A 13,237-nucleotide genomic window follows, 5' to 3' on the forward strand; every position below is an offset into this window, starting at 1 on the left:
AGTGGTTGCTCTGAGTTAATGGAGATAGAAGAAAGAGGATTTGTAGTAGGCGCGTCTTACGATATTGTTAAGGAAAAGAAATCAAATCCAATTATGAAAGGGACGTATCAGATGGTACTTCCCAGTAAGTTAGCGCAGCAAGGTGGAAAAGGGGCAGGGAATAATTATATTAATGTGAGTGCAAAAGCAGATAGTGTATTTGAACAAATACGAATTATTGCTAAAAAAATTAGTCGTGAATTATTTTTTCCGCATATACAAGTGATTATTTTTTCTGAAAAATTACTCTCGAATCCTAATGTTTTACAGAATACGCTAGATGTACATATTCGTGATCATGAAATGAGAAGAAACATCCGTCTATTTGTTTCTCGAGGGTACTTTGGCGGAGTTGCATTTTAGCGATTATAAACAAGTTATGGATGAAAAACGCTTAACGAAGGATATTTCAAAAGAGATGGAGCAAAGGATTCAAAAATCAATAAAGCTTGTTCAAAAAAATATAAGGTGGATGTATTAGCATTAGGAGAAGTATATAAGCGGAATAATTATAAAGAATGGAAGAAAATAAGTAAGAATTGGGATCAAGGTGAAAATTATTTTAGTAATGCTGACATTAATGTTTATGTTCATCCAGTAATTGAACATTCAGGCTCAACTTTACCGAAGAGAGTGAAATAAGGTGATTTAAGTCGTTAGCGGATTAGAAATACGCTAAACGATATTAATGCTGGTTCTGCATTTTCAATCAGTGCAGACTTATGTACTTTAAACGTGATTAATAAATTATATTTGGCTTATTATGATCCTTTGGTTAGCACTAGTTAGAGTTATAGTAAAAATATTAAGTAGAAACGACTTATTTTTAATAATAAGAGGAAATATGTTACTGAAAAGTAAGGAGACAAATTATTACTTTTCTAAAGAGTCATTAGGTCCGTACAATGATGCATTAAAGTGATTCATAAGGGATTCTGAATGCTAAGAGAGTGAGAATGAATTACAAAAGAAAGGTGCATAGGCGCCTTTCTTTTTTTGAAGGGATTTTTTGTTACGAGTTAGTACAAAATTGGGTTCAGGGGGTACTATAAAATTTTAGCTTGATGGCGATGGGGTAGCATCCACGTCTATCAACATCACTACACCTATATTTAATACTGCGTTACGTGCCTTTAATCAAGTGAAAAACAAGACCCATTTTGTAAAAACTGAAACCAACGTTTTCTAAACTGAATTTGAGCCATATCTGCATGAACATGGGCCTCCATTTTTAAAGCTTCTGGTATAGGTCTAGGATGTTGACTTTCTACAATAATTTGATCCTCTTTTAGTACTCTTAAACTAAATTTAGCTAAAATTTGGTCTAGTAAAGGGAAGTACTTTAAAAATGTCCTTCCGGTATATCCCATAATTAATGTCTCTTCTTCATCAATTGGTGTAAACGTAATATACGGAATAAATGACTCATTCTCCTGTTTGCCACTGTGAAGCATCCACTGATGTGGGAATTTGTATTCAAGGTAAGCATCACCATTTGAGAATATAAACTGATCCAGTGTTCCCTCCAGCTTATAATTGGTTGATTCGGCTTTTGTTTTTCTACCAATCGTTTTTTTATGTATATAAGCAAGATGAGCAGTATCCAGCACAGATTCGATTGATCGAGTAAGGTGTGCATTCCAAGTGGCGTGGAAGAAAGAGAGTTTAAAAGGAGTGTTCTCCATTACATGAAAAGTTTGCCATTCAGGTGGAGTTTCCTCACTATCAGGGTATATCCAAATCAACCCAATTTTTTCTCTTACAGGGTATGAGAAGGTATGAGCAAATTTCGGGATAGGTTTATTGGGTTGGGATGGAATTCTTACACAAGTACCACAACTATCGAATTCCCAACCATGGTAGGGACAGACTAGTTTACCATTTACTACTTGTCCCAGTGATAAGTCAGCGCCACGATGAGGGCAGTAAGGTGATAGAGCCTGAACTTCGCCTTTTTCATCCCGATATAATACAAAATCTTTGCCAGCAACTCTTTTTTTACTGGGATCTTTTTTATATCTTTTACATAACTCACAGCATACCAATTACGTGGGAATACTCTATTTATATTTAGAGTCATTTATTTTCTCCTTCTTTTTTATTCACCTAGTAGATATTAGTGGTGTCTACTGTATACTGTCTATTCTATGCTATAAAATATTTTAAATGTTCGTTTAAAATTAATAAATCTACAGTTTAATCAAATCATTATGAAAGCCTGCATAATCTCTCTAAATGTAACAAAAATGACTAAAGTACAATAGATTTTAAAAAGGAGAAAGTTTTATTTTATTGAAAATTGAGATATTAAGCAATATTCCTATTGCTATTAAATTCACCATTAAAGAACTTCCACCAAAACTTACAAATGGAAATGGAGTACCTGTAAGAGGAAATAGTCCCGTAATACCACCTAAATTTACAACTGATTGCATACCAATCATACATCCTATACCAATTGCTATAAAACTGCCGAATGGATCTACACATAATTGTGCAATTTTTAAGGAGCGAAGTACTATAGTCAAAACTCCAACCAATAGAATAAATACACCAATAAATCCTAGTTCTTCAGAAACTATTGCCATTATAAAATCAGTGTGTGGTTCTGGAAGATAACCTGTTTTTTGTATGCTATTTCCAAATCCACGACCAGTGATTCCTCCAGAGCCCATGGCAATAAAAGAGTTTACAAGCTGGTATCCATTTCCTTGCGCATCAAGAAAGGGATTGAAAATCGTAGTAATACGTGTCTTTTGAACTTCTGATAAACTATATTGAATCAAATAATATAAAATAGGTAACCATAAAATAGAACCGATGGTAGTTCTTTTGATTAGTAGATTTATATTTATTCCTGAACAAAGAAATATGCTAAAACCTATACCTAATATTAAAAGTGCAGATCCTAAATTTGGTTGTTTAAAGATAAGAAAAAAAATTGTAGCTAAAAAAAATAAAAGTTTTCCGATACCACTCCAGTTATTTTTAGTTTGTTCTTGTCGCAATGCAAAAAAACGGGCTGTTACAAGGATTGTTCCTAATTTAAGAAATTCAGCTGGCTGTATTCCAAAGATCCATGATTGAGCATTATTTACCACTTTTCCTTTCCATAAAACCATAATTAATAAAAAAATCCCCCCAACCATAATACAGATTGAGACTATTCGTTTTTTCCATATTTCATATGGGAGTAAAGCACAAATTATTAATCCTATTGTTCCTAAAAGTAGCTTTGTTAATTGAGAATCAACAAAATGTCTACTGTTATAACCGTAATGTTGGACAGCGACAATGGAGCTTGCACTATACATCATGATAATACCTAAAGTACATGTTATGAATAGAGGAAGGAGCAATAGATAATCGAGTTTTAATATTTTTTTCATTTTAATATCCTCCTGATTTAAAACAAAACATAATATTACATTTGCTAATGAATAGAATCTTGTTCTCGTCAATTACTAAATATGACTTTTGTTTAGGAAGATTCTATCGCTTATTCCCTGTTTTTTACGCAAAAATCCCCCTAGTATGTAACTAGAGGGATTCAAAATGGCATGACTAAATAAGGCTTTTTTCCCTCTAGTAGAGCTTTGGCACTATACAACGTAAAGTAATGAAAATTCATTACTTAGCTATCTTAAGAAGAGCCTTAATCCGACAATTCCTGTTCTACCCATTGGCGTCTTTCGACATTTTTGGGCAATAGCCTGTGTTTGCATAGGAGCCTCACCTAACAGGTTAAGCAATATAAATTTTATGTGTTTGTTTCGTGTAGCAAGCATAAATATATTTTTTTTGCTTGTCAAGCAACCATATTGCTAATTTTATTTGTTTTATTGCTTTATAGTTCTTTGAGAAATGATATGAAAAAATGTCTGTAATCATTCTGTATAAGTACATATTTTTGACTTGTAGTGTATCGTTTGATTAAGTAGTTTAACCATATAAATTTGATAAACAGTAAAGAAGATTTTAATCATAAAAGAAGATTTTTTTGTGAATGTTCTTTTGATATACAGAATGACTAATTATTCATCTTTTGTTATAAAGTTGGAATTTGATTAAAAACAATAAGTTTCATATGTTTTATTACGTTTCTTCGAATTAAATCTATTTGAATTCTATGTTTTTTAAGGGGAATTTTAAATTTATAATAAAATATAATTTCATTTTCTATAAAAGATTTTTTTATGAATGGAATTGAAAGTCAGTTGACAAATATTAAATTCTGGTTTAAATTTTGAAGTAATTCAATAAACTTTGTTAGGTGAGGCTCCTGTATAGAGAAACGCTGCTGCCCAAAAATGTCGAGAGACGCCAATGGGTCAACAGGAACGGTCGGATTAAGGCCCTTCTTAATGTAGCTGGTTATAAAAACCTATGCTATACAGTGCTAAAACTCAACGAGGGAGTGGTATACGATTTGGTAGAAAGGCACCTCTGTGATTTCGGCAGAGCTGTCTTAATAATCATTTATTTGTATTGTGATAAAACCTTTACTCCTTTTTGAGTAAAGGTTTTTCTGTTTAATGTTATTTATTTTTATCTTGTCTATATTCAAAAAGGAGGTAATTCTAAATAATGAATTGATTGCAATGTAACTATTATTGCTCTAATAAAAAATTTTAGACAGATAAAATAAAACAAAACCACTCATGAAACTCTAGAGTCTCCCTTAGCAATATGAGGAGGAGTTAACATGAAGAAATTATTAAAAGAATTACTTGTAACCAAAAATAATTTGGATGCAGAGAAAGTTTTACGTCTTCCGTCGTATGATGTTGCGCAAGAAGTAAAAAGATTTTCAATTGAAGATCAAATCATATTGCTAAATACGATTCCCGTATTAAAAAGCTCTAAAATTCTTCAATATATGAGTGCAGAAGAAAAATATAATATCTTAATTCACTTATCTGAAAACAAAGCTAAAAAGTTACTAAATTTACAACCGATTGATGAATTAGTAGATTTACTTCTAGCGGTTCATCCTGAAAAACAAGCTAAATTAATGGCGTATCTAGACAAAATTACAAAACATAACGTAAAAAAATTGATGAATTTCAAACCTGAAACGGCAGGAAGTCTTGTCACAAGTGATTTTGTTGCAGTTAGAGGAAATTGGTCAGTAAAAATGACATTGAAGTACATTAGGGAACATTCTGAAAATGTAGAATCAATATCTTATAGTTATGTTCTGGATAGTCATGGTTATCTTGAGGGAATCGTTTCCATACATGAGTTATTACTAGCAGCAGATGAAGAGATATTATCTACTATTATGATTCAAGAGGTAATTTCAGTACAAGCTGAAATTGACCAGCAAGAAGTTGTAAAAAAGCTACTGAATTATAATTTAGCAGCAATACCTGTGACAACAGCAAATAATAAAATGATTGGTATTATCACTTTTGATGACGTAATGAATGTTATGGAAGCAGAAGCTACAGAAGATATTCAAAAGTTAGGCGGAAGTGAGCCATTGAATCAATCTTACTTTGAAGCTAGCATTTGGAGCATTTTCTTCAAACGTCTACCATGGTTATTACTTCTTTTTGTTGCTGAGGCATATACAGGTACCGTATTAAAGTATTTTGAAGACGAAATTGAAACTGTAGTTGCCCTTGCTTTCTTTGTTCCATTATTAGTAGGTACTGGAGGGAATACAGGAACACAGGTTGTAGCAACAATTACACGTGCAATTGGTATTGGAGAGGTGAAATTTAAAGACATTTTCCGTGTAATGAAAAAGGAGTTTGCAATTGGTATGCTTCTTGGACTTGCACTTGGGATAGCTGGCCTCACTCGTGCTTATATGTTAGGAGTTGGAACAGAAGTTGCGCAAGTTGTAGCAATTACTTTATTATTTATTGTTATTTGGGCCTCTCTTGTAGCAGCTGTTTTACCTTTAATTCTAAGAAAATTAAAACTAGATCCTGCAGTTGTTTCAGGTCCATTTATTACAACATTTGTTGACGGAACAGGATTAGTAATTTACTTCATGGTTGCAAAAACGTTATTAAATTTATAAATATACACTGAAAAAACGAAATCCGGAATAAGTATGTTGCCTTAATTGCTAAAACATAGTGGGGAATTCAGGCATGGGGAAATCAAACACTTTTGTCTTTAGATAAATAATATTTTAATGGATTTATTGAATGTAATGAATGCTGGAGGATAAAACTATGAAACATCTAAGAAAAATCTTCAAACGAATTTTGCTTCTATTTTCTATTTTAATGATTATTGGCGTAGGAATACTATTTGGTACTAGCTATGGCCGAGAGCTTCGTATAACAATCGCTGGGAGTATATTAACTTCTCAGCATCCACAATATGCGAAATATACATTCCTATCCCAAAAGGAACTAGATAAATTGCAAGATAGAATTAATCATCCGAAATGGTCAAATAGTGATGAGCATATTTATAAAAAAATAGCAGGAAAAAGATTAGAAGAATTTAAAAATCAGCCATTAGAAATTGATGTAGAAACGATTAAAAGTAACAAAGATAGTCGCTTTCTTTTTGAAGGAAAATTAGTTACTATTAGCAATCCCTTCAATGTTAAACTTGTTAGCCATCAAGGAACACAGGGCGCTAACAGGGGAGAAAAAATTAGCGTAATGGCAAAGCGTAATCATGCACTTGTTGCTGTGAATGCAAGTGGATTTGCTGACGAAACAGGAAGGGGTGGAGGAAATGTTGCTACTGGAATTGTGATAGAAAATGGGAAAGCTATTGATACAAATATGGATAGAAATGCCCCTACAATTATTACGGGATTAACAAAGTTTGGTCAAATGATAACAGGAAATTATTCTACCCAACAACTGTTGGATAAACAAGTCGTTTCCGCAGCTGGATTTATGCCACAGTTAATTGTAAATGGAGAAAAAATGATTACAGAAGGAGACGGCGGTTGGGGGTCGGCTCCAAGAAGTATTATGGCCCAAAAAGAAGATGGTACAATTATGTTTCTAGTTATTGACGGTAGACAGACACATAGTATAGGAGCTACGTTGAAAGAGTGTCAAGATATTCTATATGAAAAAGGAGCTATAAATGCAATGGCAATGGATGGAGGTTCTTCTGCTACGCTATATTTAGGAGGAAAGGTTATAAATTCACCGTCTACATTATCCCATGAAGATCGTTATTTACCGAACGCTTGGGTGGTAACAGCAAACCAAAAACAAAAAATAAAGATGACAATTGATGGGAGAAAAATAGATACCAAAACATCAGATGAATTTGATGCGAACATTTCAACGAATTTATGAATTATTAAAAATACAACAAATACATGATTTTTATCCCGTTAGCTGGAAAATTGAAATTATTTTTAAAAATTAGAAAATCTTGTTTCATATTCATGATTTGCACAATATCAAACGAGAGTGATGAGGATTCCAAATTTACGGAATTCTTATCACTCTTTTTTAGTTTTTTGTAAATATGGAACAATATCCTTACTTTCACTGTCTATTAAGCGTTAAAACATTTTTTATTAAATAAATTAAGAAAGGAATCATCATTTTTAACTAAGGGAGAAGATTGAATTGAAAAAATTATGGATGCTGTTTTTCATTTGTTTCGCAGTTATGTTGGTAGGATGTAATAAAAACGAACCGCCAAAACAAGCATTTGAAGAATATATTAATTTATGGAATGATAAAAAGTTTGCAAATATGTATGATCATTTATCAGATCATGCCAAAAAATCGATTTCTAAAAAAGAATTTACAGAAAAATATCAAAAAATCTATGAGGGGATTGGAGCTAAGAATTTAAAAGTTAAAATGAAAGGAGAGAATACGAAAGATAAAGAGCTTTTTCTTTTTGAAGTTAAGATGGATACGGATGTAGGACCAGTTTCATTCATCCATGAAGCAAAACTTGTGAAAGATAAAGAGTCTTGGAAAACAGATTGGACACCAGACTTCATCTTCCCAGGTATGAAAAAAGATTACAAAGTACGTATGCAAATAGAGCAAGGAAAACGCGGAGAACTATATGATCGCAATGGAAAAGGGCTTGCAACGAATGGTAAAGCAACTGAGGTTGGAATTATTCCAGAGAAACTAGGCGAAACAGCAGTGCAAACGAAAGAAATAGTAGCACAATTACTTGATATGTCTATAGAAGAGGTCGAACAAAAGCTCACAGCAAAATGGATAAAACCAGACTCCTTTGTACCAATTGGTATTTTAAAAGAGGGAACCAGACAGAATGATTATATTGAATTAGAAGGAGTTTCATCTCGCCCAGTAAATATTCGTACGTATCCATTAGGTGAAGCAGCGGCACACTTAACTGGATATATCGGAAAGGTGAATGCGGAGGAGTTAAAATCACTTCAAAAACAAGGTTATCAAGCAGATGATTTAGTAGGTAAGACCGGTTTAGAGAAAGTGTTAGAAAATAAATTGCGTGGTGAAAAGGGTGGACGCGTATTTATAGAAGATGAGAAGGGGAAAGAGATTAAAAACGTAGCAAAAAAAGAAGCAAAAGAAGGAGAAAATGTTACGTTAACAATTGATGCTGCAATTCAAGAAAAAATCTTTAATGAGATGAAAACTGAAGCAGGGTCTAGTGCAGCGGTCAATCCTAAAACAGGTGAAACAATCGCACTTGTAAGTAGCCCTGCTTATAATCCAAATATAATAGTTAGAGGAGCATCGAAAGCCCAACGAGAAGCATGGAGTAACGACTCGAAACTACCAATGACGAATCGCTTTACACAAGCATTTGTACCAGGTTCCGTATTTAAAACGATCACAGGTGCAATTGGTTTGGAAACAAACACAATAAATCCGAAGGAAGAATTTAAAATTCAAGGATTGAAGTGGACAAAAGATTCATCTTGGGGAAATTACTATGTAACGCGTGTAAAGGATGCAAGTCCAATTGATTTTGATAAGGCAATGAAGTACTCTGATAATATTTATTTTGCTCAACAAGCTTTGAAAATGGGAAAAGATCAGTATGTAAAGGAATTTAAAAAGTACGGATTTCATGAAAAATTACCAATCGAATACGAATTTCCTATTTCAATCATTGCAAAAGATGGGATAAAAAACGATATTCAACTAGCAGACACGGGCTATGGACAAGGACAAGTATTAATGACGCCACTTCATTTAGCATTAACATATGCACCGATTGTGAATGAAGGGAATATTCCGTCGCCACATCTTTTAAAAGAAGCAAAAGTAGCAGGGAATTGGAAAGAAAATGTGGTTTCTAAAAAGAATCAAGAGATATTAAAGAGTACATTAATCAAAGTCATTAATGACCCTGATGGTGCAGGGAGAATTGCAAAGGTTGATGGTGTAACGCTTGCTGGTAAAACTGGTACAGCAGAACTGAAAGAGTCGAAAGAAGCAGACGGAAAAGAACTGGGATGGTTCGCAGCTTTCGATGCAAATGCGCCAGACATGATTGTTACAATGATGATTGAAGATGTAAAAGGAAGAGGAGGAAGTAACGTTCCAGGTGAAAAAGTAAAACATGTATTTCAGAAATAATACTTAATTATATGGTGAATTTTTTGACTAAATTTATTACGTGTTTGCTTAACTCAAAGATATAAATTGGGGAAAATATAGAACAATTAAATTTCAAAAAAGCATTCTCGATTAGAAAGAATGCTTTTTTGCTGTGATTCTAGAAAAATTGACATTGTTAATGGTAAATAGAAGGAGATAGCAAATTGAAATGGGCAAGTGGAGTGTTACGTTAAATTCAAAAAACAGATTTTCATGAGTAGAATTTTATCATTGTATGCTTTACTTGTTTTTTAGTAGTATTATTCTGCTTGAAAAAAGATAAACAATGGAACAAATGAAATTTGTATCTTGTCTATATATTGAAACCATAATAAAAGTGAGGGCAGTTTTTATGTTTATTCAAATAAGTTTGAGGTGTGGAAATGGAACAGACGTTTATTGAAAAGTGTAATCATGATGAGCTGGACTATGTTATAAAAGACTATTGGCAAGATGTATGGAATTATTCATTTATTATTACGAAAGATCCACACTTATCAGATGATATCACGCAAGATGTATTTATAAAGGTGTTTAAAAATTGGAATTCATTTCGAAAGGAGTCATCTATTAAAACGTGGATATTAAAAATCACAAGAAATACGGCAATAAACTATTTGAAATCCTCTTATTTTAAAAGGATATCTTTAATAGGATTTTTTAGTGACGATAAGCAATCCCTGTCAGCAGAACAAGAATTTTTTAAGCAAGAAGAAATGAATGATGTGTGGAAGGTTGTATTAGAACTACCTAAAAAGCACCGTGAAATAATTATATTGGACGCAAAATATGAATTATCTTATGAAGAAATGGCTGAAACATTAGGAGTATCCATTGGAACTGTAAAATCGAGATTAAGTAGAGCGAGAAGTAAGGTTTCAAAATTAATAGGGGAGGGTAGTAGTGATGAACAATAAACAAAATCCTGACTGGTATAGAAAAATGAAAAAAGGGCCAATGGAGAATCGTAAAGATGAAGAAGAATTTATTTCTAAAATAAAGCAGTCTATATATGAAAATAATGAAGTGGATTTTGTAAAACATAAAAGACCATTTCGTAAAAAAGCATTACCTATTGTAGTTGTTTTGGTTTGTACAATGTTATTTTTCATTGTTCAACAACCTTGGCTTGATGATAATAAATCACCGGTACAAAGTAGTACTCAAATTAAGCCTAAAACAAAAGATGAGTCTGCTCAAGATCCATCATTAAAACAATTTATGAATGAACTATATCAAAGTACGAACTCAAAAAATGAAAATGACTTGTACAAAGTGTTAAATGATGAAGTTCTATTTAAAGGGAAGAGTTATAAGAAGGATGAACTGAAGTTTGATGAAGATATTTTTCATGAGTTGCAAGTCGCCCTTACAATGGGGGGAGAGTTTGCAAATGATACAAAAAAAGTATACAAAGTACCAAGTGGATTGACAGAAAGTAACCAACCAAAGCAAGCGCATTTTATATATGCAACGGTTACTGGAAATAAAACGAAAATTTTAGCTGAACCAAAACGAGAATCACAAGTGTTATATGAAGTATCTAATGAAATGGTAAAAGCTTGGATTCCAGAAAAAGTGCAAAATGATGGATATATAAAAATATCGACAATTAATGGCAATACTGGATACGTACAAAAAGAGTATGTTTTAACTGATATTAAGTATTCATTTATGTTCGAAAAAAATGATAATGGTGAATGGAAAATAATAAATATAGATTCTATTTGGTAAAAGAGGAAGGTTCACTTTAATGAACCTTCCTCTTTGTTTTTATTCTCTTTTTGAAGTGTATGCCAAGACTCTAAAATTTCTGATGTAACGAGAGCAGCGATGTTTTTTTCTGAATTACTACCAGGAATAACGACAGAAACGGCAATTTGTGGATCTTCGGTAGGAGCATATGCAATGAAAAGAGAATGATTTATCATTCTTTCTTGCTCATTCGGAAAACCTGTAATACCTGTTTTACCTGCGACGTCAAAGGGCAACTTTTTAATTTCCTCTATATTTTGACTCATTCCACCTTGCACGACACTCCAAAAGTTCATCGGGTAACGATTTGAACTTTCTAAAATTGGTTTAAACTTTTTTGTTTCCTTACCGTCCGGACTAATAATTGCACTTACAGTTTGAGGTTTATATTTATCACCTTTACTTGCCAAAGTTGCTGCATATTGAGCGAGTTGAAGAGGGGTATGCACTTCATTTCCTCCCCAAGAGGCGTTTAATAAAGCGGAGATTCCATTTTCAAACTTATTAGATGGATGGAATTCATATTGTCCGTCTTCTTCAAAGGGTAAATCAATCCCGGTTTTAGAACGTAGGCCGAATTGCATTAAATAATCTGTCCATATATGTGCCACTTTTTCTATATTCCCATTATTTTGGTTGAATAGGGGCAGAGCTACTTTTGCTGTCATAAATGTGTTAGATGAATTAATGATAGCCTGCCTCGGTGTAATCTCCCCTGTTGGTGTTCCAGGCGCATTCGTAATGTTATTTTGATTATCATACTGAAAAGTACCTTTATCTAAATAAGTATCTTCGGGTTGGAAAAGCTTTTCATTTAATCCAATTAAAATAGTAAGTGGTTTTATAGTAGAAGCCATATTTACATAAGATTCACCATACTTTAATTTTTGAATTGCTTTATTTTGCGAAAGAGATTTAACGTTTTCTTTTCTAGAAGATACATGTGTATTTAATATATTTGGATCAAAAACTACCGAGTTGGCCATAGTTAAAATTGCGCCAGTTTTCGCATCGCTCACTACAGCATAACCAGCTTTAGCATCAGGTGTTTTCTTAATTTGAGATTTTAATGCTTCTTCTGCCTTTTGCTGCAACTCAAAGTCTAAAGCTAGCCGTACATCTTTTCCTTTTTGTACTTTTTGAATGTTCCATAAGAACTTTTTATTATTCAATTTAAAAATAAGAGTTTTACCTGGTTTTCCTTTTAAATCATTTTCATATTGCAGCTCAATCCCGCTTTTTCCAACAGCCAAATGCTTTGAATTAAGGTCATTTTCTACATACCCAATTACTTGTGAACCAATTTCGTGTTTAGGATAATATCGAATCCATTCATCTTTAATTATTACATTATTGGGTTTGTTTTTGTTTATGAATGCAAGTTCATTCTCATTTATATCAGAGTATAACGGTATACCATTCATAGTCTGCTTTTTACAAGATTGTTGTAATTGAGATTTTATGTTCTCTGTAGAAATATCATGTTGAAACTCGCTTGAAAATTGATTAAAAAAAGCTAATGTGTTTGATGTATCTTGTTTCGATAGCTTTTCGTCATTAGAAGTGCAATATAGAGACTTAATTTTCTTATTTGTAGCTAGTATTACACCATTTTGATCAAAAATCTTTCCTCTTTCAGCTGAAGAAGTTGCGATAGTAATTGAAATGAAGTTGATTTTTAATAAAATTAGTAAAATCAAACCTACGATAGAAAAAAACGCAAAAAATCTCCATCTTTTTATATGTAACATATAACCCTCCCTTATGTAGCCTATTTCATCTTATATTTAATTATTTTTTTTGTAAATGTGGAACAACTTTATTGTTTAGGTTGTCTATTAAGTATTACAGCATGAAGAAAGGAATAATTAGCATGAAAATTTACT

At 32.6% G+C, this 13,237-nt stretch carries 7 protein-coding genes, 3 pseudogenes and 2 riboswitches; of the genes and pseudogenes, 7 read left to right on the top strand and 3 right to left on the bottom strand.

The window, feature by feature from the left end:
* A pseudogene (locus DN400_RS29815) lies at positions 1 to 681 on the top strand (Ger(x)C family spore germination protein); the annotation flags it as partial.
* Positions 682 to 862: 181 nt separating this feature from the next.
* Positions 863 to 961: pseudogene (locus DN400_RS08935) on the top strand (HXXEE domain-containing protein); the annotation flags it as partial.
* A 211-nt stretch (positions 962 to 1,172) separates the two neighbouring features.
* Here the strand turns inward: DN400_RS08935 and DN400_RS08940 are convergent.
* Positions 1,173 to 2,119: pseudogene (locus DN400_RS08940) on the bottom strand (Rieske 2Fe-2S domain-containing protein).
* A gap of 187 nt (positions 2,120 to 2,306) precedes the next feature.
* Positions 2,307 to 3,428: an FtsW/RodA/SpoVE family cell cycle protein gene (locus DN400_RS08945; RefSeq protein WP_098251412.1), complete on the bottom strand. Its 1,122-nt coding sequence runs from the start codon at positions 3,426 to 3,428 to the stop codon at positions 2,307 to 2,309.
* Positions 3,429 to 3,613: 185 nt separating this feature from the next.
* Positions 3,614 to 3,790: riboswitch (M-box (ykoK) riboswitch) on the bottom strand.
* 507 nt (positions 3,791 to 4,297) lie between these two features.
* Positions 4,298 to 4,463: riboswitch (M-box (ykoK) riboswitch) on the top strand.
* Between the two features lie 281 nt (positions 4,464 to 4,744).
* Between DN400_RS08945 and mgtE the strand changes: the two genes are divergently transcribed.
* The 5 genes from mgtE (at position 4,745) to DN400_RS08970 (ending at position 11,330) form a co-directional block, all read left to right on the top strand.
* The gene (gene mgtE / locus DN400_RS08950; RefSeq protein ID WP_147801640.1) at positions 4,745 to 6,073 is read left to right on the top strand and encodes a magnesium transporter; all 1,329 of its coding nucleotides are present in this window, start codon (positions 4,745 to 4,747) and stop codon (positions 6,071 to 6,073) included.
* A gap of 157 nt (positions 6,074 to 6,230) precedes the next feature.
* Complete coding sequence (locus tag DN400_RS08955; RefSeq protein WP_065223734.1) at positions 6,231 to 7,328, top strand: phosphodiester glycosidase family protein; 1,098 nt, start codon at positions 6,231 to 6,233, stop codon at positions 7,326 to 7,328.
* 279 nt (positions 7,329 to 7,607) lie between these two features.
* The gene (locus DN400_RS08960) at positions 7,608 to 9,575 is read left to right on the top strand and encodes a penicillin-binding transpeptidase domain-containing protein (protein WP_147801641.1); all 1,968 of its coding nucleotides are present in this window, start codon (positions 7,608 to 7,610) and stop codon (positions 9,573 to 9,575) included.
* Positions 9,576 to 9,979: 404 nt separating this feature from the next.
* Entirely contained in the window at positions 9,980 to 10,513 is a 534-nt protein-coding gene (locus tag DN400_RS08965) for an RNA polymerase sigma factor (RefSeq protein WP_000438327.1), read from the top strand.
* Positions 10,503 to 11,330, top strand: a complete 828-nt coding sequence (locus DN400_RS08970) for an SH3 domain-containing protein (protein WP_147801642.1) — start codon at positions 10,503 to 10,505, stop codon at positions 11,328 to 11,330. The genes DN400_RS08965 and DN400_RS08970 overlap by 11 nt, the downstream gene beginning before the upstream one ends.
* Before the next feature lie 11 nt (positions 11,331 to 11,341).
* Here the strand turns inward: DN400_RS08970 and DN400_RS08975 are convergent, their stop codons facing one another.
* Positions 11,342 to 13,102: a peptidoglycan D,D-transpeptidase FtsI family protein gene (locus tag DN400_RS08975; protein WP_147801643.1), complete on the bottom strand. Its 1,761-nt coding sequence runs from the start codon at positions 13,100 to 13,102 to the stop codon at positions 11,342 to 11,344.
* Positions 13,103 to 13,237 lie beyond the last annotated feature (135 nt).

Source organism: Bacillus sp. AR8-1, assembly GCF_008042345.1.
Lineage (GTDB): Bacteria > Bacillota > Bacilli > Bacillales > Bacillaceae_G > Bacillus_A > Bacillus_A cereus.

Coding starts and splice junctions, on each gene's coding strand:
- DN400_RS08965 (WP_000438327.1), top strand. CDS start 9,980: ATGGAACAGACGTTTATTGAAAAGTGTAATCATGATGAGCTGGACTAT.
- DN400_RS08975 (WP_147801643.1), bottom strand. CDS start 13,102: ATGTTACATATAAAAAGATGGAGATTTTTTGCGTTTTTTTCTATCGTA.
- mgtE (WP_147801640.1), top strand. CDS start 4,745: ATGAAGAAATTATTAAAAGAATTACTTGTAACCAAAAATAATTTGGAT.
- DN400_RS08955 (WP_065223734.1), top strand. CDS start 6,231: ATGAAACATCTAAGAAAAATCTTCAAACGAATTTTGCTTCTATTTTCT.
- DN400_RS08970 (WP_147801642.1), top strand. CDS start 10,503: ATGAACAATAAACAAAATCCTGACTGGTATAGAAAAATGAAAAAAGGG.
- DN400_RS08945 (WP_098251412.1), bottom strand. CDS start 3,428: ATGAAAAAAATATTAAAACTCGATTATCTATTGCTCCTTCCTCTATTC.